The 26041-nt window shown below is 72.4% G+C and carries 22 protein-coding genes; 11 read left to right on the top strand and 11 right to left on the bottom strand.

Annotated features, from left to right (window positions below; translation table 11 throughout):
• The first annotated feature begins 39 nt into the window (after window positions 1–39).
• Window positions 40–741 carry an SDR family NAD(P)-dependent oxidoreductase gene (locus GNZ18_RS07720; RefSeq protein ID WP_156215476.1) on the top strand — a complete coding sequence of 234 codons (702 nt, stop codon included), beginning with the start codon at window positions 40–42 and terminating at the stop codon, window positions 739–741.
• Window positions 728–1792 (top strand): threonine aldolase family protein, encoded by a 1065-nt coding sequence (locus tag GNZ18_RS07715; protein WP_312874364.1) that lies wholly within the window; start codon window positions 728–730, stop codon window positions 1790–1792. The genes GNZ18_RS07720 and GNZ18_RS07715 overlap by 14 nt, the downstream gene beginning before the upstream one ends.
• 185 nt (window positions 1793–1977) lie before the next feature.
• Here the strand turns inward: GNZ18_RS07715 and cqsA are convergent, their stop codons facing one another.
• The gene (gene cqsA, locus GNZ18_RS07710) at window positions 1978–3150 is read right to left on the bottom strand and encodes an alpha-hydroxyketone-type quorum-sensing autoinducer synthase (RefSeq protein WP_156215475.1); all 1173 of its coding nucleotides are present in this window, start codon (window positions 3148–3150) and stop codon (window positions 1978–1980) included.
• Between the two features lie 174 nt (window positions 3151–3324).
• Here cqsA and GNZ18_RS07705 point away from each other — a divergent pair, with 174 nt between their 5' ends.
• The 3 genes from GNZ18_RS07705 (at window position 3325) to GNZ18_RS07695 (ending at window position 5801) form a co-directional block, all read left to right on the top strand.
• Complete coding sequence (locus GNZ18_RS07705) at window positions 3325–3936, top strand: TIGR03086 family metal-binding protein (protein ID WP_156215474.1); 612 nt, start codon at window positions 3325–3327, stop codon at window positions 3934–3936.
• A gap of 118 nt (window positions 3937–4054) precedes the next feature.
• Window positions 4055–5092, top strand: coding sequence for a lysylphosphatidylglycerol synthase transmembrane domain-containing protein (locus GNZ18_RS07700; RefSeq protein WP_156215473.1), 1038 nt, complete (start codon window positions 4055–4057; stop codon window positions 5090–5092).
• A gap of 112 nt (window positions 5093–5204) precedes the next feature.
• Window positions 5205–5801 (top strand): hypothetical protein, encoded by a 597-nt coding sequence (locus GNZ18_RS07695; RefSeq protein ID WP_156215472.1) that lies wholly within the window; start codon window positions 5205–5207, stop codon window positions 5799–5801.
• 57 nt (window positions 5802–5858) lie between these two features.
• Here GNZ18_RS07695 and GNZ18_RS07690 read toward each other — a convergent pair whose 3' ends face one another.
• The 4 genes from GNZ18_RS07690 to GNZ18_RS07675 form a co-directional block, all read right to left on the bottom strand.
• Entirely contained in the window at window positions 5859–6671 is an 813-nt protein-coding gene (locus tag GNZ18_RS07690) for an SGNH/GDSL hydrolase family protein (RefSeq protein ID WP_156215471.1), read from the bottom strand.
• Window positions 6672–6879: 208 nt separating this feature from the next.
• Complete coding sequence (locus tag GNZ18_RS07685; RefSeq protein ID WP_214619025.1) at window positions 6880–7704, bottom strand: SDR family NAD(P)-dependent oxidoreductase; 825 nt, start codon at window positions 7702–7704, stop codon at window positions 6880–6882.
• Entirely contained in the window at window positions 7701–9050 is a 1350-nt protein-coding gene (locus GNZ18_RS07680; RefSeq protein ID WP_156215470.1) for a cation:dicarboxylate symporter family transporter, read from the bottom strand. The genes GNZ18_RS07685 and GNZ18_RS07680 overlap by 4 nt, the downstream gene beginning before the upstream one ends.
• A 132-nt stretch (window positions 9051–9182) precedes the next feature.
• Complete coding sequence (locus GNZ18_RS07675) at window positions 9183–9959, bottom strand: IclR family transcriptional regulator domain-containing protein (RefSeq protein ID WP_156215469.1); 777 nt, start codon at window positions 9957–9959, stop codon at window positions 9183–9185.
• Window positions 9960–10075: 116 nt separating this feature from the next.
• Here GNZ18_RS07675 and GNZ18_RS07670 point away from each other — a divergent pair, with 116 nt between their 5' ends.
• Together GNZ18_RS07670 and GNZ18_RS07665 are read left to right on the top strand one after the other, a co-directional pair.
• Entirely contained in the window at window positions 10076–10741 is a 666-nt protein-coding gene (locus GNZ18_RS07670; RefSeq protein WP_156215468.1) for a hypothetical protein, read from the top strand.
• A gap of 24 nt (window positions 10742–10765) precedes the next feature.
• Window positions 10766–11329 (top strand): carboxymuconolactone decarboxylase family protein, encoded by a 564-nt coding sequence (locus GNZ18_RS07665; protein WP_156215467.1) that lies wholly within the window; start codon window positions 10766–10768, stop codon window positions 11327–11329.
• A gap of 6 nt (window positions 11330–11335) precedes the next feature.
• Here the strand turns inward: GNZ18_RS07665 and GNZ18_RS07660 are convergent, their stop codons facing one another.
• The 4 genes from GNZ18_RS07660 to GNZ18_RS07645 form a co-directional block, all read right to left on the bottom strand.
• On the bottom strand, window positions 11336–11731 hold the full coding sequence (locus GNZ18_RS07660) for a hypothetical protein (RefSeq protein WP_156215466.1): 396 nt from the start codon (window positions 11729–11731) through the stop codon (window positions 11336–11338).
• A gap of 166 nt (window positions 11732–11897) precedes the next feature.
• The gene (locus GNZ18_RS07655; RefSeq protein WP_156215465.1) at window positions 11898–13100 is read right to left on the bottom strand and encodes an McrC family protein; all 1203 of its coding nucleotides are present in this window, start codon (window positions 13098–13100) and stop codon (window positions 11898–11900) included.
• On the bottom strand, window positions 13097–15157 hold the full coding sequence (locus GNZ18_RS43575; RefSeq protein WP_156215464.1) for an AAA family ATPase: 2061 nt from the start codon (window positions 15155–15157) through the stop codon (window positions 13097–13099). Before GNZ18_RS43575 ends, GNZ18_RS07655 begins: the two co-directional genes overlap by 4 nt.
• Before the next feature lie 67 nt (window positions 15158–15224).
• Complete coding sequence (locus GNZ18_RS07645; protein WP_156215463.1) at window positions 15225–20627, bottom strand: NB-ARC domain-containing protein; 5403 nt, start codon at window positions 20625–20627, stop codon at window positions 15225–15227.
• A 130-nt stretch (window positions 20628–20757) separates the two neighbouring features.
• On the opposite strand from GNZ18_RS07645, the gene GNZ18_RS43045 reads away from it, so the two are divergent.
• Window positions 20758–21744 (top strand): S-4TM family putative pore-forming effector, encoded by a 987-nt coding sequence (locus GNZ18_RS43045; protein WP_312874363.1) that lies wholly within the window; start codon window positions 20758–20760, stop codon window positions 21742–21744.
• Here GNZ18_RS43045 and GNZ18_RS07635 read toward each other — a convergent pair.
• Together GNZ18_RS07635 and GNZ18_RS07630 are read right to left on the bottom strand one after the other, a co-directional pair.
• Window positions 21741–22247: an SUKH-4 family immunity protein gene (locus GNZ18_RS07635; protein WP_156215461.1), complete on the bottom strand. Its 507-nt coding sequence runs from the start codon at window positions 22245–22247 to the stop codon at window positions 21741–21743. The genes GNZ18_RS43045 and GNZ18_RS07635 overlap by 4 nt on opposite strands.
• 53 nt (window positions 22248–22300) lie before the next feature.
• A complete protein-coding gene (locus GNZ18_RS07630; RefSeq protein WP_156215460.1) occupies window positions 22301–22726 on the bottom strand; it encodes an ATP-binding protein in 426 nt (141 codons plus the stop codon).
• 307 nt (window positions 22727–23033) lie between these two features.
• On the opposite strand from GNZ18_RS07630, the gene GNZ18_RS07625 reads away from it, so the two are divergent.
• The 3 genes from GNZ18_RS07625 to GNZ18_RS07615 all read left to right on the top strand — a co-directional run bounded on the left by GNZ18_RS07625 (window position 23034) and on the right by GNZ18_RS07615 (window position 25989).
• Window positions 23034–24716, top strand: a complete 1683-nt coding sequence (locus GNZ18_RS07625) for a hypothetical protein (protein WP_156215459.1) — start codon at window positions 23034–23036, stop codon at window positions 24714–24716.
• 200 nt (window positions 24717–24916) lie between these two features.
• The gene (locus tag GNZ18_RS07620) at window positions 24917–25798 is read left to right on the top strand and encodes a helix-turn-helix domain-containing protein (RefSeq protein WP_156215458.1); all 882 of its coding nucleotides are present in this window, start codon (window positions 24917–24919) and stop codon (window positions 25796–25798) included.
• On the top strand, window positions 25795–25989 hold the full coding sequence (locus tag GNZ18_RS07615; protein ID WP_156215457.1) for a DUF397 domain-containing protein: 195 nt from the start codon (window positions 25795–25797) through the stop codon (window positions 25987–25989). Before GNZ18_RS07620 ends, GNZ18_RS07615 begins: the two co-directional genes overlap by 4 nt.
• The last annotated feature ends 52 nt before the right edge of the window (window positions 25990–26041 follow it).

The raw sequence follows: 26041 nt of genomic DNA, 5'->3' as shown, positions 1-26041 counted from the left end.
CCGCGCGTGCGCCGCACATGATCCGCGATGATGGGCGGCATGACGAAGTCGGCGGACGACCCAGCGGGCGGCACGGAGAAGATCGTGGTGGTGACCGGCGCGAACGGCGCCGCCGGGCAGGCCGTGACACGGCGGCTGGCGGCCGGCGGCGCGCACGTCGTCGCCGCCGCACGGCACCCCTTCACCTGGGACGACGAACGCGTCACCCCCTCGGTCGTGGACCTGGCCGACGAGGCCGCCACCCGCGCGTGGGCGAACGACGTCGCCGCCAGGTTCGGACGGGTCGACGGGCTCGTCCACCTGGTGGGCGGCTGGCGCGGCGGCACGCCCTTCCCCGACACCGACCTGGGCGACTGGGCGTTCCTGCACGACCAGCTCGTCCGCACCGTCCAGCACGCGACGCTGGCCTTCCACCCGCACCTGAGCGCCTCCCCCGCCGGACGGTTCGCGATCGTGTCGCAGCACGCGGCGCGGCAGCCCCGGGAGAACGCCGCCGCCTACGCCACCGCCAAGGCCGCGGCGGAGGCGTGGACGCTGGCCATGGCCGACTCGTTCACGGGCACCGGCGCCGCCGCCGTGATCCTCGTGGTCGAGGCGCTGCTGACCGACGCGATGCGCGAGCAGCGGCCGGACGCCGACCTCTCCCGGCTCACGCACGTCGACGACCTGGCCGCCGCCGTCGCCGCGCTGTGGGACGAGCCCGCCGCCGACCTGAACGGAACCCGCCGTGACCTCTCCTGACCCCTCCCCCTCCCCTGGCCGCGCGGCGCGCGGCTTCGCCAGCGACAACCAGGCCACCGTCCACCCCGACGTCCTCGCGGCGCTGGCCGAGGTGAACCACGGCCACCAGCCCGCCTACGGCGCCGACACGACCACCGCGCGGCTCGGCGAGATCGTCCGGCGCCACTTCGGCGCGCGCGCCGAGGTGTTCCCGGTGTTCAACGGGACGGGCGCGAACGTCGTGTCACTCCAGGCGATGTCGGAGCGGTGGAGCGCGGTGATCTGCCCCGACTCCGCGCACGTCAACACCGACGAGTGCGGCGCCGCCGAGAAGATCGCCGGGCTGAAGCTGATCACCGCGCCGACCCCGGACGGCAGGCTCACCCCGGAGCTGGTCGAGCGGTACGCCACCGGGTTCGGCAACATCCAGCGCGCGCAGCCGTCGGCGGTGTCGATCAGCCAGAGCACCGAACTCGGCACCGTCTACACCGCGGCGCAGGTCGCCGACGTCTCGGCGGCGGCGCACGAGCGCGGCATGCTGCTCCACATGGACGGCGCCCGCCTCGCCAACGCCGCCGCGTCCCTCGACCTGCCGCTGAGCGCGCTCACCACCGACGCCGGAGTCGACGTCCTGTCGTTCGGCGGCACCAAGAACGGGCTGCTGATGGGCGAGGCGATCATCGTGCTGAACCCGGACGCGGTGCGCGGGACGGCGTTCCTGCGCAAGGCGGGCATGCAGCTCGCGTCCAAGATGCGGTACGTGTCGGCGCAGCTCGTCGCGCTGCTGGAGGGCGACCTGTGGCTGCGCAACGCCCGGCACGCCAACGCCATGGCCCGGCGGCTCGCGGACGCGGCGCGCGCCGTCCCGGGCGTGGAGATCACCCAGCCGGTCGAGGCGAACGAGGTGTTCGCGGTCATCCCGAAGGACGTCGCGGAACGGCTCCGCGAGCGGTTCGCCTTCTACACCTGGGACGAGCGGACCGGCGAGGTCCGCTGGGTGTGCTCGTTCGACACGACCGAGTCCGACGTGGACGCCTTCGCCGCCGCCCTCGCCGCCGAACTGTCCCCCTGATCCCTCACCACCAACCGCGCCCTGCCCCCACGCCCGCAGCCGCCGCGCCCGGCGGACCGCCCCTGACCGCTCACGCCCGCGGCCGCTCTCTCGCGTCGCGCCTGACGAAGCGCGCCTGACGAAGCGCGCCTGACGAAGCGCGCCTGGCGGGTCGTGGCCGGGCTGGCGACGCGACCCGCCCCGCCCTAGGCGCGGTGGGGGGCGGGGGACGCCGGGGTCTGCGCCTTGTCGCACAGCTCGCGGCAGGCGACCAGGATCCGCTCGACGTCGTCGTCGCTCAGGCCCGCGTGCGTCGACAGCCGGACGATCGTGCGCCGCAGCGACGTCGCCGGCGGGAACAGCGCGGCGCTGAAGATGTCGCGGGCGGCCAGCGCGTCCCGCAGCAGCATCGCCTCGCCCTCCGACCGCGTCTGGAGCGCGATGATCTGCGTGTCGCCCTCCGCCAGGTCGTAGCCGAGCGCGGCCAGGCCGCGGCGCAGCCGCCGGGTGACCGTGCGCAGCCGCTCCCGCCGCCAGGACTCGTCCCGGACGACCTCCAGCGCCGCCGACAGCCCCGCGATGTCGTGCGGGAGCAGCGTCGTGCTGAACACCGACGGGAACGCCGTGTGCTTGAAGTACTCGACGAAGTCGGGACGGTTGCACGCGATCAGCCCGGCCCGCCCCGGGAGCGCCTTGGCGAGGCTCGCGGTGCGGAAGTCCACGCCGCTCTCCAGGCCCAGCTCGCGGGCCAGCCCCTCGCCGCGCTCGCCGTGCGTGCCGAGCGAGTGCGACTCGTCGACCACCAGCAGGCAGCCGTGCTCGCGCGCGACCTCCACCAGGCCCGGCAGCGGGCACACCGAGCCGTCGGTGCTGTAGACGGCGTCGGCGACGATCACGCCCGAGCCGCCGACCTCGATCCGCCGGCGCAGGTGGTCGAGGTCGTTGTGGCGGAAGTAGGCGATCTCGGCGCCCGCCGCCCGCGCGCCCTCCCACAGCGACATGTGCGCCAGGACGTCCAGGTAGACGGGGACGTCGGGCCCCGCGACGACCTGCAGCAGCCCGGTGTTGGCGGCCCAGCCCGACGGGCACAGCACCCCCGCGCCCGCGCCCAGGTGCCGCGCGAACCGCTCGCCCAGCTCGATCTGCGGATGGTCGTCGGGCAGGCAGGGGCCGGGCATCGGCGCGGCGCCGTCGGCCGCGCGCAGGCTCGCGATCATCGCGCCGGTGATCGACGGATGCTCGGCGATGGCCAGGTAGTCGCTGCAGGTGAGCACGATCGCCCTGGTCCCCGGTGCCTTGGCGGGCCGCATGCGGCGCCCGCCCCTGGCGCCGCGGAAGTCCCGGATGCGCTCGCCCAGGCGCTGGTGGGCGCTGGTCATGGTCGTCACACTCCCCCATCGGGTGACGGTCACGGTTGGTAGTGCATGTTAAGCATAGTGTGAAAAGAATCAATGGCGTGGCCCAAAACGGCGCCCGGATCCGGAAAAGTTTGAGTGGAACGAATCATTCCGTTCTGCTAGAATGGAGGCATCGCCAACGACAAGGAGAGCGCGATGACCACCCCGAACAGCACCCCCGGCACCGGCCTCACCACCGGCTGGGACCTGCTCGACGCCGCCCACGCCGCCCTGCTCGGAACCGTCCGCCGCGTCCCCGCCGGCGCCTGGACGCGCCCCACCCCCTGCGCCGAGTGGAACGTGGCCCAGGTCGTCCAGCACGCCGCCGGAGACCAGCTCGCCTTCGCCGCCGCCATCACCGGCGGGCCCGGCCCCGACTTCAACCCCTTCGCCCCGGACGGCGTGATCGACGGCGCGCCCGCCGACCTGCTGGAGCCGATGGTCGCCGCCTGCGCCGCCGCGTGGGCCACCGTCGGCGCGGACGCGGAGAGCGTGCCCGTCCCCGTCCCGCCGCACGCCCTGCCCCCGGCCGTCGGGGCGGGCGCCGCCGCGCTGGACGCCGCCGTCCACGCCTGGGACGTCGCCAGGGCGACCGGGCAGCCGTCCCCGCTCACCCCCGGCCTCGCGGTCGGCCTGCTCGACGTCGCCCGGCAGATCGTCGAGCCGCTCCGCCGGTACGGCGCCTACGCCCCCGCCATCGAGGGCGCCGGCGACGACGAGACCGCCCTCCTGCACTACCTCGGCCGCGACCCGCACTGGACCGCCTGACCGGTCCGGCGTGGTCCCTCCCCGGGACCGCGCCCGCCCACCAACCTCCCATGGAGCGTTCCCCTCCCCGGCAGCCCACGGTCGCACAGCCGTCAACCGGAACACCGACAACAAGGGTGTGGAGACGATCGCCGCCCCCGCCGGCACGCCCCCCGCCATCCCGACGGCACCCACGACACCGACGACGCCCACGACCCGCGCGGCCTCGGCGGCCCGGCGGAGCGCGATCCGCCGGGCCGCCGCGGGCGTCCTGCTCGCGGCTCTCGCCACCGTCGCGGTCCTGGTCTTCGGCACCGGGCCCGCGCGTCCGGCCCTGACGGCGGTCCGGCACATGCGCTGGGGCTTCCTGCCCGTCCTCGTCCTGCTGGCGGCCCTGCACTACGTGGTCGCGGCGATCGCGCTGCGCGGCGCGTCCGGCCACCGCCTCCCCCTGTACGAGGCGACGCTGACGCAGTTCACCGCCGCCGCCGCCAACCGCGTCACCCCCGGCGGTCTCGGCGCCGTCGCGGTCAACACCCGCTACCTCGTCTGCCGCGGCCTGCCGCTCCCCCGCGCCGCCGTCGCCGTCGCCGTGCTCCAGGCCGCCGGGCTGCCCGCAGACCTGCTGCTCATGGCCGCCGTCCTCGGCGCGGGCGGCGACGACCGCATGCTGGACGCGGCGCGCGTGCACTTCGCGCGCGCCGCCGCGCTCGTCCCGCCGGTCCCGCTGCTGGTCGGCGCCGGGGTGCTGCTCCCCGCCGCCGTGCTGACCGGCCGCCGCGCCGCCCGCTCCGCCCTCGTCGGGCGCGCGGTCGAGGGGTTCGCCGACCTGTGCCGCCGCCCCCGCGACCTCGCCGTCACGCTCGGCGCGTCCGCGACGACCACGCTCATCCTCGCCCTGGCGTTCGCGCTCAGCGTGTGGGCCGTCCCCGCGACCGGCGCCGGGCCCGGCGACGTCTCCGCCCTGCTCGCCGCCTACCTCGTCGGGGCCGCGGCGGGTTCGGCCGTGCCCTCGCCCGGCGGCGTCGGCTCCACCGAGGCCGCGCTCGTCGCCGCGCTCGCGGCGCTCGGCATCCCCGCCGGGCCGGCGCTCCAGGCGGTGCTGCTGTTCCGCGCGATCACCTTCTGGGCGCCCGTCCCGGTCGGTCTCGCCACCTGCCGGACGCTCCGCCGGTGAACCCGCCCGGCGCCTTTACATTGTAGATCATTAACGGGCTCCCCTGCGCGGGGGAGGCGGTTCCCCCGGAGAGGCGATCCGCGCGACCGGTCCGCACTGCGATCTTGAGGGCATGAGCACAGTCCTCACCGCCCGTGCGGGCGCGGCCTGGCGGGCCGCGCACGAACCCGTCGCCGGCGTGCCCCGCTGGGCGCGGACCGCCGCCCTCGCCATCCCGTTCCTCGTCCTGCCCTCCAGCCTCTGGCGGATCGTCGGCGTCACCCTCCACGTGCCGATCGTCAACGGCGCCGACGAGGCCGGGGCCGACGGCAACCTGCCGTCCTGGTTGCCCGGCGAGGTCTACGTGGTGCTGCTGTCGCTGCTGTCGGAGGGGCTCGCTTTCACCGCGGTCGGCCTGGTCTGCACGTGGGGCGAGGTGTTCCCCCGCTGGGTGCCCTTCCTGCGCGGACGCCGCGTCCCGACGCTCGGCGCCGTCATCCCCGCCGCGCTGGGCGCGGCCATCCTGACTCCCCTGTGGGGGACCCTGGCCGTGTTCGTCCCCTGGGAGAAGACCGTCCAGGGCCGGCCCGTCGAGGGCTCGGACCCGATGGACCTGGGCACCTGGGAGGGCGTGCTCGCCTACGGCGCCTACCTGCCGCTCGTGCTGTGGGGCCCGCTGCTGGCCGCCGTGACCGTCGCGTACTGGCGCCGCCGCCGCGCCGCCGGATGAGGGCACGAGAGAAGGGGCGGACGCGGGCGTCCGCCCCTTCTCTCGTCAGCCGGTCCTTCAGGACAGGGAGTGCACCAGCTTGGCGGAGCCGCTGAAGGCCGGCAGGTAGCCGAGCCTCTGGCCCAGGGCGGTCGGGTGGTAGGACGACTCGATCGGCAGGGTCACCGAGTTGAGCCAGTCGTCGCCGGAGCACAGCTCGTGGCCGGCGAACTCGTCCCGCACGTCGGAGAAGGTGAAGCCGGCGCGGCCGGTCGCCGAGGAGACCGTGGTGTCGAGGGCGTCGGCGGCGCCGTTGAGCGCGGTGCGCTTGGTGTTGCTCAGCCCCACGCACACTTTGACGATCTTGTAGAGCCGCGGGTAGCCGAGCACCACGACCCGCGCGGAGGGCGCCTTCACCCGGATCTTGGAATAGATCGAGTCGAGCCGTCCGGGAAGGGTGTTCCTGATATAGGTCTTGGCGTTGTCCACCGCGGTCAGGCACGCCGACTCCGACTGGAGCACGCAGACCTGCATGACGTCGGAGAATCCGGCGTCGTTCCCGCCGACGGTGATGCTCACGAGGTCGGTGGAGGAGTTGAGCGAGTCCAACTGGCCGCTCGCGACCGTGTCGGTGGTCGCCCCTGAGCACGCGGCGAACCTGAACGAGCCGGTGGAGTGCGACGCCGCCCAGAGCTTGGGGTAGGCGTTGGCGCTGCGGTTGCAGTCCCCGCTGGCGGGGTCGTAGTCTCCCGCGCCCGTGCCGGAGGAGTAGGAGTCGCCGAGGGCGACGTAGTCGGGGCCGGCCGCCGAGGCGGTGGCGGGCAGGGCGAGCGAACCGGCGGTGAACGCCGCCACTCCGAGTGCGATCAGACAGGGGCGGGGAAGGCGCATCTGAACTCCGGGGCCGGGTATCGAATTGTGTCGATCTCCTTGTACCCGGCCCGCCATTCCGTGAAGCCCACGGCCTGATCAACAATCTTTGGCAGTTTTCGCCCTTGCCGCTCCCAATTGCCCCACAATAGCCGCTTCGTCCCACCAAGAATTCGCGGCACGTTCAGCGGAATGGCGGAAACGGCCAGGACCGGCCAAGATCGGCCGGTCAGTCGCAGCGGGCGGTCATCCCGCCGTCCACGACGATCTCCGTGCCTGTCACGAACCGCGCCTCGTCGGAGGCCAGGAACAGCGCCGCGTGGGCGGTGTCGCGGCCGTCCCCCATGAACCCGAGCGGGATGCGGTTCAGCCGCTCCCGGAGCAGCCGTCCCACGTTGCCGCCGGTGCGCTGGGCCGCGAGGCGCGCCTCGACCATCGGCGTGTGGAGCTGGCCCGGCACGACCGTGTTGACCCGGATGCCGTGCTCGGCGTGCTCGACGGCGGTGACCCGCGACAGCTGGATCACCCCGGCCTTGGCCGCCGCGTAGGCGGCCTGCGGCGAGCCGGTGTAGCGGATCCCGGACGTGGAGGCGATGTTGACGATGGCCCCGCCGCCCTGCTCGCGCATCACCGGCAGGACGCTCCGGCAGGCGAGGTAGGCGCTCGTGAGGTTGAGGCCGAGCTGCCCGTCCCAGGTCCGCTCGTCGAGGTCGGCCGCGCCGCCCGGACGCGACCCGCCGACGTTGCAGACCAGCACGTCGATCCGCCCGTAGACGGCCTGGCACGCCTCGGTCATCGTGGCGACGGCGGCGGCGTCGGTCACGTCGCACTCGTAGGGGCGGCCCTCTCCCCCGGCCTCCCCGATCAGCTCCATGGTCCGGGCGAGGGACGCGGCGTCCCGGTCGACCGCGAACACCCGGGCGCCCTCGCGCGCGAACACGACGGCGGTCGCGCGCCCGTTGCCCCAGCCCGGCCCCGCGCTGCCCGCGCCGGTGACGAGGGCGACCTTGCCCGCCAGCCTGCCTTCCACCCTGCTCTCCGGTCCGCTCGTCACGCGTTCCCTCCCACCGCGGCGGCGGCCGAGGGCGCGGGCTCCGCCGCGGCCGGGCCGTCCTCGGCGGGGGCGCGCCCGGACAGCACCAGCAGCGCCCGCTCGCGGTCGAAGACGCCCTCCCACGCGCTGACGACGATGCTCGCCAGCATCTGCCCGCACAGGCTCACGATGCCGCGCATCATCGACAGGAACCGGTCGACGCCGAAGATCAGCATGATGCCCGCGACCGGGACGGTGCCCGTGGTCGACAGCGTGGCCGCCAGGAGCACGAAGCCCGCGCCGGCGATCCCGGCGCCGCCCTTGGAGGTCAGCAGGAACACCGCGAGCAGGCCGAGCTGCTGCCAGATCGACAGGTCGATGTCGAAGGCCTGCGCGATGTAGAGGCCCGCGAACCCCATGTAGAGGCAGACGCCGTCGGAGTTGAACGCGTACCCGGACGGGACGACGAGCCCGACGATCGGCTTCGGGCAGCCGAGCCGCTCCAGCTTCTCGATGAGCTGCGGCATCACGGCCTCGTAGTTGGCGGTGCCGAGGGTGATGAGCAGTTCGTCCTTGAAGTAGCGGTACAGCGGCAGGACGCGGATGCCGCAGATCCGGGCGACGGTGCCGAGCACGACGAGGCAGAAGACGATCCCGGTCAGCCAGAACAGCCCGACGAACGTGCCGAGGCTGGTCAGCGTCTTCGTCCCGAACTTGCCGGTGGTGTAGGCCATCGCGCCGAACGCGCCGAACGGCGCCAGGTACATGACGAGCTTGACGATGCCGAAGACGGCCTCGCCGACCCGCTCGACGCCGCGTCCGATGGGGGCGCCGCGCTCGCCCATCATCTTGACGGCGATCGCGAACAGCACCGAGACCAGCAGGATCTGCAGGACGTTGCCGTCCACGAACGCGCCGACGACGCTGTCGGGGATCGTGTTGACCAGGAAGTCGTACCAGTGCTGGTGCTCCCCCTCGGAGGCGTACTCGCTCGCCTTCCCCGCGAGCTTGATGGCGTTCGGGTCCGCGTGGACGCCGTCCCCGGGCCGCAGGACGTCCATCACCACCAGGCCCATGATCAGCGCGATCGTGGTGACGACCTCGAAGTAGACCAGCGCCTTGACACCGATCCGGCCCATGCCCGCGAGCGCTCCCGCCGAGACGACGCCGGTGACGATCGTGCAGAAGATCACCGGCCCGACCAGCATCCGGATCAGCGAGATGAAGCCGTCGCCGAGCGGTTGCAGGGACGCCCCCGCGTCCGGCGCCGCGAGGCCGAGCGCGGCGCCGAGGGCGAGGGCGACCAGGACCGTCAGCCAGAGTCGCGTGGTGAAGGCGGTCCGTAGGAGGGAAGCGGCACGGGACATCGCGGTTCCTCTGTTCGCCAGTCGCACAGTTGTACGTCAGTTAGATGGTGAGTGTGACCGACCTCTCCGACCAGGTCAAGAGGCAGTGTGCGACGGCGGGGTTGGGAATCGGTGGGAGCGGCCCGAGCGGGCTCAGGGGGCGGGGACGAAGCCGATGTCGCGGGAGATCGCGTCCGCCGTCCGGAGCAGCAGCGGGACCTGGTGCTCGCGCAGCTCGTCCACCGACACCCGTCCGGCGTTGGCCGAGACGTTGATGGCCGCGATCACGGCGCCGCTCCCGTCGCGCACCGGCGCCGCCGCCGAGCGCACGCCCTCCTCGCGCTCCCCGTCCACCAGCGCGTAGCCCCGCTCCCGCACCCGGTCCAGCTCCTTCTCCAGCTCGCCGGGGTCGGTGATCGTGTGCGGGGTGAGCGGCTCCAGGGCGACGGCCGCGAGGTGCTCGCGCAGCGCGTCCGGCGGCAGCGCGGCCAGCAGCACGCGCCCCATGGACGTGGGGTAGGCGGGCAGCCGCGAGCCCACGTTGAGCACGATCGACATGCTCCGGTTGGCGGGGACGCGGGCGACGTAGACGATCTCCCCGCCGTCCAGGGTGGCGGCCGAGCACGACTCGCGCACCTCGTCGGCCAGCCGCCGCATGTGCGGCTGGGCCCGGTCCCAGATCGGCAGCGAGGCGAGGTAGCCGTACCCGAGCCGCAGGACGCGCGGCAGCAGCCGGAACCGGCGGTCGTCCACCTCGGCGAATCCGAGCCGGACGCAGGTCAGAAGGATGCGCCGCGCGGTCGCGCGCGACAGCCCGGTCAGCTCGGCCGCCTCGCTGACGGTCAGCGACGGGTGCTCCGCCGAGAACGTCTCCAGCACGCGGAACGCCTTCTCGACCGAGTCGATCACATCGGGGTCCTGCCTTGACATCCCTGACTCCCGCCCTCAAAGTATTCTACTGACGTACACATGTTCGTCAGTAGAACAAACCTACCCGCTGCCGACCGCTCCCGGCAGGGGAAACACACCGATCGGGAGGGTCCACCGTGGCGGAAGGTCTGCTCTACGTCCTGTCGCAGCCGCGCGACGGCGACGAAGCGGCGTTCCACGACTGGTACGACACCGAGCACGGCCCGGCCAGGCTCGCCCTGCCCGGCGTCCATCGAGGCCACCGGTACCGCGCCGGCGACGGCGAGGTGCCGTCCTGGCTCGCATGGTACGACCTGGACCTGGCCGTCCTCCACACCCCCCGCTACCGCGACCTGCGCGAACACCGCAGCGACCGGGAGCGGTCGGTGATCGCGGCGCTGGAGGTCTTCGAGCGCCGCGTCTACCGGCTGCTGGCCGAGCACGGCGCGCCCGGCACCGCTCCCCCGCCGCTGCTGCTGGCACGGTCCCTCGCGGTCGAGCCCGAGCACGCGGCCGGCGTCGGCGAGTGGTACGAGCGCGAGCACGTCCCCGCCCTGCTCGCGATCCCGGGCTGGCGCCGCGTCCGCCGCTTCGCCCTGGAGGACGGCGACGCGCCGCGCCTGCTCGCCCTGCACGAGATCGACGACCCGTCGGTCTTCGACACCACGGCCTTCCGCGCCGCGACGGACACGCCGTGGCGCACCGAGATCATGCGGCGCGCGCTCGCGAACGAGCGCCGCCTGTTCACCTACCACTCCACCTTCCAGCCGGACGGCGCGCCCGCCGCCGGGAACACCCGCTGAACCACACACAACCGGGGGACATGAATGCCAGCCCGCGTCGACGCGCTCCGGCCAGCGGACCTGACCGACGAGCAGCGCGCGCTCTACGACCGGCTGCTCGACAGCGCCCGCGCCACCGGCCCGCGCCCCTTCCCGCTCGCCGACGACGAGGGCCGCCTGCGCGGCCCCTTCAACGGCATGCTGCTCAGCCCGGAACTCGGCGACTCCCTCCAGGAACTCGGCAACGCCGTCCGCTACCGGACGGGCTTCACCGCCCGGCAGAAGGAACTGGCGATCCTCACCGTCGCGGCGCAGGAGCACTCCGAGTACGAGTGGGCCGTCCACGCCCACGCGGCGCGGGGGGCCGGGCTCACCGAGGAGCAGATCGAGGCCGTCCGCGCGGGCGCCGCCTGCCCGCTGGAGGACCCGTCCGAGACCGCCGTGCTCGCCGCCGCCCGCGAACTGGCCGCCACCGGCGACCTCACCGACACCGCCTTCGCCGAGGCCACCGCCGCCCTCGGCCTGAACCTCCTGTACGAGCTGGTCACCCTCGTCGGCTACTACCGCCTGATCGCCTGCCAGCTCCGCGTCCTGCGCGTCACCGACTGACCCGCCCTACCGCGGGGTGGACATCGTCCCCTCGACCCAGACTCCCGCGCCCCGGACGTCCACGCCGACCGTGACCGCGTCCGCCCCGCCGTTCCACCACACCGCCCTCTCCTCCCCCGCTCCCACCCTCCCCCCGCCCACCTCGGCGTCGCCGACGCGCACAACAAAGGAGACCCCCTCCCTGGACGCGCGGTCGCGGACGACGAGCCTGCGCCCCGGCGGCACGAGCACGTCCTGGCAGTGCAGCCAACCGCCGGGCGCCCAGCACAGGAACCGCACCCCCGAATCGGCGCGCCCTCCGCGCGGCCCCCGCGCCTGCGCCGGCGTCCCGACCGGCGTCGGCGGCGCGAACGCGATCGCCACGAACCCCGCCACCGCCGCCAGCAAGATCGTCCGATTCATCACCCCTCCGCTCGTCCCACCCTGCAGAAAGCTACGCCCAGCACCCGCCCCCGCACACACAGTGGCGAAAAACCGGAGCGCGAAATCTGAGATCCAGGAGATAGGCCGTGCGATCGAGGAGGACTCAAGCGGCTAGCGACGTAGGACGCGGAGCTTGACCGCCGTATCAGAAGCTTCCTGTGAGGATCTGGTGCGCCAGGTCCTCGACCTGCGCGAGAAGGTCACCGGAGGGCAGCGAAAGGTCGAGCGCCGTCTCCACGATGCGCAGGTCCGGTGTCCCCACCACGTGGTGGGCGTAGGGGGCGCCCACCCCCTCCGCATACACGAGATGGCCGCGGTCCAGTCCCAGCACGGTGCAGTAGGCGAGGAGCTGGTAGAGGTCCGACTCGTGTTTGCCCACTGACTTCTCGATCTTGTACTTCGCGTCCACCACGGCCCGCGGCCGCCCGTCCACGGTGTAGTAGACAAGGTCGGGGCGCAGCGAGACCTGCCGGGCGTGGTCGAAGTGATGGCGGGTGCCCTGCAACCGGACGGTCCCGCCGTGGGGGCGCAGTGCCTCGGCGAGGGCGACGGTGAGGAAGTCCTCGTAGACCCGCCACATCTCCAGCATCAGGCCGTCGACCCGGACAGGGGTACCGTCCTCGAGCTCGTAGGACGTGCCGCGCAGCACGAGCTCGGCGAGGCCGAGGGCGGTGTGGTAGCGGGCATTGAGCCTGGTCGGCATCCAGCCGGGTACCGGCATGCCCGGAACGAGCCGCGTCACGCCGTCGAGCCGGAGCAGCAGGCGCCGGAGCTGCTTGCGCGTGTCCGCCGGGACGCCCGGCAGGCGCAGCAGCCGGTGGGTCGCGGTGAGCAGGAGCCGGTTCTCGGGAATGTCGGTGGTGTAGTCGTCGTACCGCACCTCGACCGGCACCGGGAAACCGAACCGGCGCTGGATCTGCTCCTTCACGCGGACACGGCCGCGCACGACCGGCAGTGCCTCCTCCGTCTCGCGATATCCGAGCAGGACGCTCTGGCTCAGCGCGCGTTCGGCGGCCCGGGCGAAGGCATGAGCGAGCGCGGGCAACAGCTCGGAGCGTTCGCCCGCGTCCACCTCCTCCTGCCTCCAGCCACGGGGCTTCCGGGCGTAACCCAGGAGGAAGAAGAGGCGGTCGATGCGAATCTTCGGTTGAACGCGGAGATCGATCGGGTCCTGGGCCGGCCCGGTCCGCGCGGCGCCGACGAAACCGTTGTCACATACCCGCCACAGCCCCGAACGCGGCCCCGGCGTCACGCGCACCAGTTTCCCGGCGGCTAAGGCGCCGGCCTGCTCCGAGGTGAGCTCGTGCTCGGTCCAGGGTCCGTTCTCACGGAGGTGGACGACGGTCATGTGAGCCGCCGCCGCAGCGCGTCGAGACCGTAGTTCGCCTCGACGTCGGTACCGTCGCCGTAGTGGTGCTCCGCCAGCAGCGGCAGGATCTGGGTTCGCCAGATGCGTGCCAGGCCGACCTCGGTGGCGGCGCTCTCACGCATCAGGTAGGACGGGCCGATCTTGAAGTCACGGTCCTCGATGCGGCGGTTGAGCTCGGCGAGCAGCCGCGCGGGCTCGTCGGTGAGCTCCTCCTTCTTGAGCCATTCGGCGAGCATGTCGCGGGTCGGCGGCTCGTCGGGATGGAGCTCGGTGAACCAGAAGCGCCGCCGCATGGCCGTGTCGATGAGGGCGATGGAGCGGTCGGCGGTGTTCATCGTGCCGATGATGAGGACGTTGCGCGGCAGGGTGAAACCGCGGTCCTCCTCAGGGGCGTACAGCAGGTTGACCGGCTCGTCGCGGTACTCCAGCAGGAAGTACAGCTCACCGAAGATCTTCGCGAGGTTGCCGCGGTTGATCTCGTCGATGATCAGGACGTAGGGGCGGCCCGGGTGGGCGAGGGCGGCGCTGACCAGCCTGCGGAACGGCCCCCGCACGAGGTCGAACGAGATCGTGCCGTCCTCGGCCTGCTTGGGACGGTAGCCCTCGAAGAAGTCCTCGTAGGAGTAGGCGGGATGGAACTGGACGAGCTGGACGCCCTCCGGCCTTCCCGAGGTCAGGTGCCGGGCGAGGTGGCGCGCCAGGTACGTCTTCCCGGTCCCGGGCGGTCCGTAGAAGATGAGCTGGGGACGTTCGCGGAGCTGTTCGACGCACTCCTGCAACCACTCGCGGTCGACCAGCAACTCTCGCGCGAGCTTGTCGGTCGCGTCGGGCAGCCGCATCGGCTGTTCGACGACCTCGACGGGCTCCCCCAGGAGCTTCTCCAACTCCGGGAGCGAGGAGGTGAGTTCGACGATCTCCGCGTCGGGGTTGCTCACCAGCACGGAGAAGTCGTCGGGAAGGTCGTCGTAGTCGATCGGCCGATCCGCGTTGCGCCATCGCACGGCCCGCTGGAGGTTGGCGCGGTTGCCCACGCTGCTGACGAAAGACGGATCGCCGGCGATCACTCCCAGGTAGACCTCGCTGCCGTCGTTGGTGACGACGATGTCGTTCTCCCCCATGCGGGAGAGGAAGGCGTGGAACTCCCCGGCGAGCCGCTCCTGGTCCTTGGTGCCGGTTCCTGAGTAGTCCTCTCGCACCGCCTCGAAGACCTGCTGCCGAGACGCACCGGGCGGCAGGTCGCTCAACCGAGCCGCGGACAGAGAGCAGACCTTCTCGGGGAGCCACACGTCTGTGATCAAGTCGCCGCCGGGAACGTTGGACGCACGGACGAGCCAGGCGCGCCGCGCACGCGCGTCATCGCCGGAGGCGACCTTCAGCTGCAAGTCGGAAGGCACCATGCGGCGCTGCGGATCGGCCCGCCCGTCCGGGAAGGGAACCCCCTCCTCCGCCAGCAGGGCGAGCCACTCCGCTCGTTCGGGCTCGGTGAGATGGGCCTCGCGCGGAAGGGACCCATCCGTGTCGAGCAGCCTGTACCACCCCTCTGGACGGTTTCCCAGAAGCACGCGGACGAGCGCGGTCGTCGTGATGTCCGTCTCGGACGCGATGTCCGCGATCGAGACCCACCGGCCTTCCGGCAGCGCCTCCGCGTATCCGATGGCGGTCTGGAAGCGGGCCTTGTTGCGATCCCAGTACCAGTAGGCCCGGTTCGCTTCGGCGAAGAACGCCGTGGCATCGGGGAACTCGGCGAGGGCGGCGCGCCCCAGCCCGGTCGGAAACCATTTCCGGTCACGCTTGCACAGCCACCCGGCCTTCACCAGGCTGATGCTCGCCCACTGCAACTCGGTATAGGAGACGTCCTGCCAGCCGTCCCCCACCATTTCCCTCCAGCGCGACGCGAGGTCGGGAATCGCGTCGAAGAGCCGAGTGCGCAGGTCACCATAGGTAACGCCCGCGGCGGGCGTATGCGGGGGGAGGTCCGTCAGGAGTCGCACGGCGACGAAGGCCATGTCCGCGGTGGTCTCGGCTCGACTGGTCACGTGATCGAGGCTGTCAGACACCCCTCTGACATTCCAGTCATCTAGCGTTTTCTGCTATTTCGAATGCCTATGTCGTAATTTTGTATCGGTAGACACCGGCGTCCCCTATCACGCACAACTCGTGCGACCTCGGTATCCACGCGGCCCCTCGCAACGGACGTTCCGTCCTCATTGCGGTGACCCTCCGATGGTCGGCGTCCCACACGTCGATCGAGCCGTCCGCGACGACGGCGGCGAGCAGGCGGCCGTCGTCGCTCACAGGGCAGGCCAGGACGCTCCCGGACGCCGGGAGCTCGCGAAGCAGGTTCCCCGCGGACGGATCCCAAAGGCGTGTCGCGCCCTCCCCGGCGCTGGCGATCCAATCCCCGCCCGGGGCGACGGCACAGGAGCGGACGCCGTCATGGCGAAGGGTCAGTCGCGACGTCGCGCCGCGCGCGTCCCATACGCGGACGGTCCCGTCGTCGCCCGCGGTCGCGATCCAGGTTCCGTCCGGGGCGACGGCGCACGAACGCGTCCAGCCGTGGTGGCCCGTCAACCGTGCGCGCTCCCGCCCTCCCGGCAGGCTCCAGAGGACCGTGGAGCCGTCGCCGCCGGACGTCGCGAGCCACGCGCCGTCCGGGGCGAAGGCGCAGGCCAGGACCGCCCCGGGATGCCGCAGGACGAGGCGGGTCGCGCCCGTGGACGGGTCGTGGAGCACGACGCGGCCGTCCTCACCGGCGATGGCGACGCCGTGTCCGTCGGGACTGACCGCGCAGGCGTTGTAGGCGATGGGAGCGCCGGGGGAGAGATCGACGCGTTCTCCGCTGCCGAGATCCAGCAGGTACGCACGGCCGCCTCCTCCGACGCAGACCGCCCACCGGCCGTCCGGGGACACCGCGCAGTCGCGGACGGCCGCCGCGTTGACATCGATGACCGTCCGGGTCCGGCCGGTGGCCACGTCCCAGATCCGGATCGTCTCGTCACCGGCGGCGCTCGCGAGCCAGTCGTCGGTGCCACCGGACGCGAGCGCCCAGACCACTCCGGAATGCCCGGTCAGCTCGCGAAGGCCGGCCTCCTGCTCCACGTCCCACACCCGGATGGAAGGGTCGTAGCCCGCGCTCGCGGCCCAGCCGCCGCCGGGGCTGACGCAGCAGGCGTTGAGCCACGCCTCGTGTCCTTCCAGGACAGCCCGCTCCTGGCGGGCGGCCACATCCCAGAACCGGACGCGGTGGTCGTTGCCGCCGGTGGCCACCCAGGTCCCGTCGGGCCCGGCCGCGCACGCGAGCGTGGTCCCGCGGTGCCCGGGAAGTTCCGCGCGCAGGGCGCCGGACGACGGGTCCCACAGGCGCAGCAGCGAGTCGTCCCCGACGGTCGCGAGCCAGTCGCCGTCCGGCGAGAGGGCGCACGACCAGATCGCCACACCCGGGTGGCCGAACTCGCGCAGGAGGTGCCCGAAGGCGACCTTCCAGACCCGGATCACCCCGTCCGAGGCGACGCTGACGAGCCATGACCCGTCGGGGCCGAAGGCGCAGTCGCGGACGGCCGCGTCGTGCCCCCTGAGAACCCCGAGCGACGTGCCGGTCGCCGACGCCCACAACCGGATCAGCCGGTCGTCGCCGCCGGTGGCGACGCGCGCGCCGTCGCGGCTCACCGCGCAGCACCGGACGGTCGAGTCGTGCCCCGCGAGGGCGCGCAGGAGCCGCCCGTCGTTCACGTCCCAGATCCGGACGCCGCCGTCGGTGCTCCCGGCGACCAGCCGGTCCTGCGCCGGGAACGCGGCGCAGGCGCGGACGACGGCGCGCCTCGGCCGCTCGGGGGCCGGCGCGTCGAGGGCGCGGTGAACGTCCCAGGTACGGATCGTGCGATCCTCGCCAACGGTGACGAGCCACGCGCCGTCCTCGCTGACGGCGCAGCCGCGGACGGCCGCGTCGTGTCCGGACAGGACGGCCAGCGCGCGGCCGGTGGCGGCGTCCCAGAGCCGGATCGTGCCGTCGCCACCGCCGCTGACGATGAGGGTGTCGTCCGGGCTGATCGCGCAGCAGCGCACCGATCCGCGGTGGCCCGTCATGGTGAGCTCGGGGCCGCCCGGCCGGATCGGGCTGCGCCGCAGGACGCCGTCTCCCCCGGAACTGGCGGCCCAGGTGCCGTCCCGGCTGGCGGCACATGACCGGACGGCGCCCGCGTGCGCGCCGACGACGGCGAGGGCGCGGCCGTCCTCGGCGTCCCACACGCGGACCGTACCGTCACCGCCGGCGCTGACCACCGTCCGTCCGTCGCCGCCGATGGCGCAGCCGCGGACGGCACCGGTGTGGCCCGCGAGCCTGAGTCGCTCGCCGCCGGTCGCGGCGTCCCACAGCCGGACGAGATGGTCGTCGCCGGCGCTCGCGAGCCAGGTGCCGTCGGGGCTGACGGCGCATCGCCGGACGACCCCCCGGTGGCCGGCCAGGACGGCGCGCTCGGTCCCGGTGGTGAGGTCCCACAGCCGGACGGTGCCGTCGTCGCCGGTCGTCGCGGCCCATGTGCCGTCCGGGGCGATCGCGCATGACAGGACCGGCCCGGTGTGCCCGTCGAGGACGTGCAGGAGCCAGCCCGTCACCATGTCCCAGACACGGACGGCGTCGTCGCCGGCGGTGACGAGCCGCTCTCCGTCCAGGCTCAGCGCGCACGCGCCGAGCGGCGCGGTGTGGCCGTGAATGATGCGGCGGAGCGCGGGATGGGGGAGGTCGGGCGGCGGCCACACCGCCTCGATCCGCCGACCCGGCGGAGGCTCGGCTCCGAGCCCCGCGATCCGGCCGAGCCTGCTGAAGAGGATGTCGCCCACGGCGTGCGGCGGGTCGGTGGCGGCGAGGAGGTGCGACGAACGCTGCAACCCCCACAGCAGCTCCCGCGCGACCGGGCCGGTGCCGAGGGCGAGGTCCGCCTCCACCGGGACCGGTCCGAGCAGCCGGAGCTTGGCGGTGACATAGCGGATGTCGGTGACGAGCGCCGCGAGCTCGTCGCCCAGCCCGGCCTCCGCGAGATGGTAGGTGAGGGACCGCCAGAGGTAGTCCAGGTCGTCCGGCAGCGTCCACCACGCGGTGGCTCCGCCGGTGCTGTTCTCCGTCCACGGTCTCATGGCGTCCAGGAACGCCTTGTTGCGCGCGACCAGCCTTTCCTGCCCGGTGCGGGCACGCAGGTAGGCGCGGACCACATCGTGAAGGCGCACGGTCGAGGAAGTCCCGGTGGGTGCGGGGCGACGGCCCTCCGCGGGAGACGGGCCCGCCCCTTGGCGGAGCGACACCAGCGAGAGGTCGGCGAACGTCCGGCACAGGTGGGCGGTCTCCGCAGCGTCGAGCCCGCCGGTCGCGTGCCAGTACGGTTCGAGGACGCGGAGGGGGATCTCGGTGTCCTCGCTGAAGATCGAAAGTTCGAGGAGGCGGTCGAGCCGCTCGCCGGGAAGGCGGGCGAGCCCGACCTCCATCGTGGCGCGCACCGCGAAACGGCGGTCGTCGGCACTGGTCAGGTCGAGTGCGGACGGACCGCCGGCCCGTAACCGCGCCGCGACCTCGCGGGCAGCGTCGGCCTCGGCGGCGCCGTCCCTGACCGTCTGCCGGACCGCCCGGTTGACGAGCGACAGCAGCAGCGGCCAGCGGCCGGTCATCCGCAGCAGGTCCTCCAGGTCACCGGGTGCCAACCCGGTGAGGCCGGTGGTCAGCAGGTCGGCGGCCTCGGCGGGCTCCATCTGCCCGACCGCGACGGCACGGGCCTCCGGCGGGATCACGGCCCTGTTCCTGGTGGTGACGAGGCGGACACAGCGCGGCGCGCCGTAGAGGAAGGGCCGGAGTTGCGCCGCAGTCCACACGTCGTCGACGACCAGCAGCATCGCCCGGTCGCCGATGACGCGGCCGAGATGGTCGCCGGCGACCTCCGGCACCGCGAACGTCGGACGGTGCCCGCCCACCAGCTCCGCCAGATCATTGATCTTGGCCGCGAGGTCGGCGCCGGCGAGGTGCTCCCCGACGTCGACCCACAGGACGCCGTCCGGGAAGAGCTGTGCGACCTCCTCGCGACGGCACACCTGCTGGGCGAGAACCGTCTTGCCGAACCCGCCCGTCCCCTCCAGGACCGCGCCGACCTCGACGACGTTGCGCGCCGGCTCCCGCAACACCGCGATGACCTGCTCGATCAGCTCCAACCGCTCGATCACCGGCCCAGGGTAGGGGGGCAGCATGATCAAAGTGTCCCGCAGCGGCGTGGCGGCGTCGCGGCCCGTCCGGGATGTGACGTCCTGCCCGGCTCGTCGACCGGCATCGTCGACCGGGGGCGGCTCGGCCCCGGGCGCGTGTCGCGGCGGAACAAGATCGTTGGCGGCAGCGAACGCGGACGCGGCACCCGCGGCGAGCCGGACGAACCACCAGCGGCCGGCCGCGCCGGCGTTGTCGTAGGTACTGTGCACCAGCGCGTGGGCGGTCACCGAGAGCAGGTACTGGGTCCGCCACTCGTCGCCGAGGGAGCCGGCGAAGGCCATCCCCGGTTCGTGGATCGCCCAGACGGCATCGGCGTAGGCGGCGGGCAGCAGCGCCGGGAAGGCACGCCGTGGCGAGACCACGTGCCGCAGCAGTTCCTCGGCCTGGTCCTCAGGCAGGGCGCCGACGACCGGGAGCAGGGCCGACAGCATCAGCGTGACCGGGTCGCGGGTGAGCGGGGCGTCCGGCGCGTAGGCCGACAGGTCGACGAACCGCAGGTCGGAGAGCCGAGATCGCTGGCCCGTGGACACGGGCGCCAGAACGTTCGCGAGGTGCAGATCCCCGTGAGCGTGGCCCTGAAGGTAGTCGATCTGGACACCGGCGATGATCGAGTCCGGGCCGAGCAGGTGGACCGGGTTGGGGACGGCGCCACCGGTTCCCAGGGAGATCCAGGCGCTGTCCCTGTCCGACAGGCCGACCTCGTCCAACCAGGTGTCGTCGTTCGCGGAGTGGCGGGTCTCGGCCCGCAGGTAGGCGTCGGCGTCGGCGCACGCCAGCAGCGGCCCGGCCCCGTTCCATTCGTCGAGGACGACCCGGGTCGTCCGGCGGAGCAGGACCGGGCGCCGTTCGGCACCGAGGAGGCTGAGCGGCGCGATCTCCTCCAGGCGGCCGGCGATCCGCTGGAACATCAGGGAGCGGCCGTCGCCGATCGGGTGCGGCGCGTACGGCTGGCGTACCAGGTGCCGTTCGGCGAACGCGGGATGCGACTGCCACGCGTGCTCGTGCCGCCGTGTCTCCTCCTCCGACAGCGCGCGCGGGCACACCTTGACGATGAGCTTCTCCGGCCGCCGCGCGGCGTCCGGCTCGGCCGACCCGAGGATGACGGCGGCGAGGAGGGCTCCGGAGTGCCCCGCGCCTCGCCAGGGGCGACGCGGTACGGTCACCGTCCGGTTGAGGCTCCGCGCCCAGCGCCGGAGCGCACGGGCGGTCGCCCGGTCGAAGCTCGCCTCAAGGTCGTCGGCCGTCGTCCGCGACGCGGTTCCCACCGGCCCTCCACAGGGCGAGATCACGAGGCGGGCACCGGACCTCCGCCTCCGGGCAGGGCGGCGTGGAGGCACCCCGAACCTGCCGACCCAGCCCGCTCCCTACCCATATCCGAGATCCACAGCACATGTTGTGTTGCGTGACGCATTCGCGTACGTCCCGCCATGGTGTCCTGGGGAGCGACCATGGGCATGGGGACATCCATCTCCGGAGGCCACGGTGCCCGAAGGGAGACCTACGCTCAGGGAGCGTCAGAACGATCCCGCGCTCCTCGCACTGCTGCGCGCCATGTCGGTGTCGCATGCCCGGGTCCGGAGGCTGAACGCCCTGCGGATGGCCGCCGCGATGGCGATGGCGGCGCTGGGCCTCCTCGCCTCGTTCACCGGCAGCCTCCCCTGGGTGAGCGTCCTGGGGGCGCTCTGGGCCCTGGCGTACTCAGCCGGGGCGTCCTTCTGGGCGGACGGCGAACTGCGCAGGGCCGCGCTGCTCCAGGAGATGTTCGACGTGCGGCTGTTCCTGATCCCCTGGAACCGCGTCATCGCCGGGGACGAGGTGCCCGCGCACGAGGTGAGCCGGCTGAACCGCAGGTTCCGTGGCGACGACGGGCCATTGCGCGACTACTACGAGATCCCGGATCTGCCGAGGCCGTTCGACGTCCTCGGCTGCCAGCACCAGAACCTCGGCTGGGGCGCCCGCGTCCGGCGCCGGTACGCCACGACCGTGGCGGGCGCCACCGCGGGATGGGCGGCGATGGGCCTGCTCGTCGGCGTGGCCGCCGACCTCGGCCTGACCGAGCTGGTGCTGCGCTGGTACCTGCCGTCCCTCGGCGTGCTGCTGCTGGGCATCGACACCCAGCGCGGCCAGCGGATGATCGCGGACGAACGGGAGCGGGTGCTGCGCCTCGTCCACGAGCACCTCGCCCGGACCTCCGGCAGGGCCGGCCCCGCCCGGACGCGCGACCTGCTGACGTTGGCGCGGCAAGTCCAGGACGCGGTCTACCGCACCCGTGTCGCCCAGTCGCGCGTCCCGAACTGGTTCTTCTCCCGGTTCCGGGCACGCGACCGCCAGGATTTCCTGGAATCCATGAGGGAGCTGGCGGCCGCGCTGCCGGGCGCCTAGCCTCCCGCGCGGTATCGCTCGTACTCGCCGACCAGCGTCTCGAAGGGCATTAGCGGCCAGCGGCTGAGGGCACCGGTATAGCGGTCCACGACCAGCAAGTAGGTGTCCCCGGCCGCGATCTCGACGGGCCGGGCGACGAACCCGGCGGAGAACTCCTCGACCGCCAGCGGCACCGGGCGACCGCCGGGGCGGAGGCAGGCGTCCGCGCGCCGCCACGCCTCCGCGCGGTCGACGACCACCGGGCGCACCGAGTAGGCGGCGAGGACGTGGTCGACGCCCCGCAGCGTCCGGCAGTCGGGGATGCCGCAGCCGAGACAGATCTCGCGGCCATAGGGATCGTCGCCGGGACGGTGCGCCGCGAGCACGCGCGTCATCGCGGCGCCGCAGGCGAGCACCAGCCCCCGCGCCTGGCCGACGAACTTGCGACTGTTCAGGTCGAGCCGTCCGCCCTCCACGAGGCCGGCGTCGATCGCGTGCACGTCCGCGCGCATCGCGATCGTCATCGCACTGTGCACTCCCCGGCTGATCTCGGTGTGCCTCCGGCCAACCGGCAGCCTCACGCGGCGCACCCCGCCGCGAACACGGCGGTGACCGTGCGGCCGTCGCCGTTGCCGTGCCAGCCCCAGCTCCGGGCCGTGCGCCAGACGGTGCGCAGCCCGCGCCCGCTCTCGGCGAACTCGTCCGCGTCGGTGACGGCGGGCTCCCCCGGGCCGCCCTGGTCGGCGACCGACACCACGATCACGCCGCCGCACCGGGCGACCTCGACGGCGAACGTCCCGCCGTCCCGGCCGGACCTGGTGTGCCGGATCGCGTTGACGACGAGTTCGTCGGCGGCCAGCAGCACGTCGTCCAGGTGGGGACAGCCCGCCAGCAGGCAGCCGACGAACCGCCGGACGGCGCGGGCCTGCTCGGGACCGCCGGGGAAGGTTCGCCGCCAGCACAGCGGCACGGACTCTCTTGCCAGGAGCATCACCGGTGACATCGGAACCACCTCTGATCATGTCGGGAACGACATTGCGGATCTGTCGAGCCACTCCTTGTCCACGAGGCAAGCGTCACAGCCGGTCGCACTCTGAACACGAAGAACCAGAATTCAGATGGCCCGGAGAGGCATTCGGCACAAGCGTCAACCGCACACGCCGACGTCGCACATCACACTCCGGCACGTGCGGACCTCTTCGGGTAAACCCCACGGTCGTCCGGCACGTCTATCTGGTAACTCGTCGCTTCTGCTCCCACATCCGGTTCCCGAAAACGCGGCGAGCGGCAAATAAGCGAAGGATGTGGCGATGGCGACGGGGCGATACCGGTCGATCTTTCACACGGTGCTGCGGGCCGATGAGGCGTTTCCAGCGGCGGAACAACAGCTGCGCAGCTGGCTGGGCGAGAAGGGCCTTGACCAGCACGCGTTCGACCGCGGCATGCCGAAGGTGGGCCCGGCAGGACAGACCCTGCTCGTCCTCGCCCGCAACGCGATGGACGGCACGCAGACGAAGCGGTGGCAGCTCCGCGAGCCGACCGACCGCGGCGCTTGGGTGTCCACGCTCACGGTGCACGCGCCCGGAAAGGTACGCGACCAGGCCCGAAGCTGGTTCTGGCTGGACGTCGAGTTCCTCGGCTCACCCGCGAGCGGGCCCCACGAACAAGAGCCCGCCCAGGCGCCGCAGGCCGGGGTCCCCCGGCTCGCCCGCGCCCTGCTCGACGCGGTCGACGCCCGCGACTCCCTGTCCCATTTGCGGGCGACGCCGATCCTCGTTCGTCCGCCGGACGTAGACGCGCTCATCGAGACGATCTGCGATCCGGACCGCCGGACGCCCGCGCTCGTCGCGAGCGCCAGTTCGCGGCACGACTTCCACGACTGGCGCGCGATGGTCGCCAAGTCGGTGCGGAACGCCGCCGGCCTGGCGAGCCTCTACCTGCTCGACCCGCACGCCACGGACCAGTTCAACGACGAGGTCGGCGACTCCCACGGGGTCTGGGGCGGTGCCGTCCGCACCTACCTGCCGGGAGCCGACCCCGCGAGCGCGGAGGACGCGCTCCGCCACCGCGTCCTGTCGGCGCCCCGCATTGAGGACAACCAGGGCCGCGCCAAGGCGCTCCTCGCGGGCCTGCCGCGCCGCCTGAGCGCGGAGGCGCGCCTCCCCCGTCCGCTCACCGGGCTCAGCAGGGCGCTGCTCGCCCAGGAAAGGCCCGAGCTCGCCCCGTCAGTAGCCGTGGAGAGGGCCACAGAAGCCTTCCGCGCCGAGACGGACCGCCTCCAGAGCACCCTGGACGCGGCACTGGAGCTGGTCGCGGAGGCGGAACGGACCGAAGACCTCCTCGCGCACCGCAACGAGGAGCTGAACGCCCTCACAGCCGAGTTCGACCGCGTCAACCAGCGCGCCGAGTCACTGGAGGACCAGGTGCGGGCGCTGCGAAGGCGCCTCGTCGAGGTCGGACGGAGCACCGAGGCGTACGCTCCGGCCGACGAGCAGACGATCCTGCCTACTTCCTTCGAGGAGCTTTTGGAGCGCATCGACGGCCTGGAGCGGATCGATTTCAGCGGCGACCGCGACCACCCACGGAGCATGGACATCATGCCGGCCGCGTCGTCCTGGGCGCAGTGCGCATGGCAGGCCGTGCTCGCCATGAACGACTACGCGGAGGCGAGCGCGGCCGGGCGGGTCTCCGGCGGCTTCGCAGACTGGTGCAAGCGCCCCGATCCCGGCGCCCACGCCATCAGCGCGGGCAAGGTCGGCCCGGACGAGTCGGAGACCGTGAGAACCAACCCGAAGATGCGCCGGGAACGGCTGCTGCCCGTCCCGCCCGAGGTGGCCCCCGGCGGAAGGGCGTACATGTGGGCCCATGTCCGCCTGGGCGGCGGCGCGGGTATGAGCGCACCCCGAATGCACTACCTCGACGACGTCAAGAACACGGGGAAGATCTACATCGGCTACCTCGGCAGCCACCTCACCGTGAAGTCCACGAACTGACCGCGCGACCCCGCACCGCCGCCCGCTACAAGCCGTCCGAAGGACGCACGTGCGGAATTCGCACGTCTGGAATCCTCTGACGCGCCCCCGACCTGCCCATTTGTCGCGACGCCCCACCCGTTGGCCGCTACAGTCCCGGTTAGTGCCGTAACTCAGAGTTAGCCGCCGATCCAGGCGGCGATGCCCCACGGGAGGCGGTCATGCCGAGCCCCTACGTCCGACGCCGCCGGTTGGCGGCTGAGATCCGCAAACTCCGCGAGAGTCACGACCTCACGACCGATGGCCTCGCCAAGCTCGTCTTCCACTCCCGAACGAAGATCACCCGCCTGGAGAACGCCCAGGTCCGCCCCAACCTCAACGACTTCCTGGACATGCTGGACATCCTCGGGGTCACCGGCAGCGAGTACGACAGACTCGTCAAGCTTGCCCGCGAGGCCGGCCAGAAGGGCTGGTGGGACAGGTACGGGATGTCGATGGGTCCCCGCCAGAAGCTCTACGCGGACCTGGAGTACAGCGCCGACACCGTCCGCGCCTACAACCAGACTGCGATGCCCGCAGTTCTCCAGGCACCCGAGTTCATTTCTGCGCTCGTCGACCTGGACAAGTGCCAGGGCAAGCTCGATTACGTGCCCGAACGCATGGCCGAAGCCCGTACGCGGCGGCAACATGAGCTCTTGCGGCCAGGCGGGCCGTCCTACGAAATCGTCCTGGACGAGTGCATCGTCCATCGTCTGGCCGTACCGCCGCCCGCTATGAGTAGCCAGCTTCGACACATGATTAGGGTGGTCTCTGCGGAGGAACGGGTCAGTGTCCGAGTGCTGCTGCACGACACCAGAATTCCTGGCGGCTTCCTGCCGAAGTCGTCGTTCTACCTCTACACGTTCCCCGAACCAGGTGACTCGCCGCTGGCGGTGGTTGACACCGTCACCGCCGATCTCGTACTCACCAAGCGACGAGAAGTGGTGCAGCATACCAGGGTGTATGACCGCCTCCGGGATGCCGCGCTCTCTCGCCAAGCCAGCATCGCCTTCCTCGAACGGGTAGCCAACCGGCTAACCGACCAGGCAGGATCGAGAACATGACCGGAGACTTCCACCACTGGCGTAAATCGCGCCACAGCGAACCCAATGGCGAATGCGTCGAAGTGGGCCAAGCCACTGACGGCACGATCGGCGTACGAGACACCCAACTGCACGGAGCAGGCCCGACCTTGGAGTTCACCCGAGATGAGTGGCGAACCTTCCTTCACAGAATCCGCGCAGCCAGCCACTGACCCCCGTCATCACTAGCGGCCTGGGACGAGCCAATCGCCCCAGGCCGTCTTG

The organism is Actinomadura litoris (assembly GCF_009733595.1).
GTDB lineage: Bacteria > Actinomycetota > Actinomycetes > Streptosporangiales > Streptosporangiaceae > Spirillospora > Spirillospora litoris.
The sequence above is the reverse complement of the archived record's forward strand: the minus strand, read 5'-3'. Positions and strand labels throughout refer to the sequence as shown.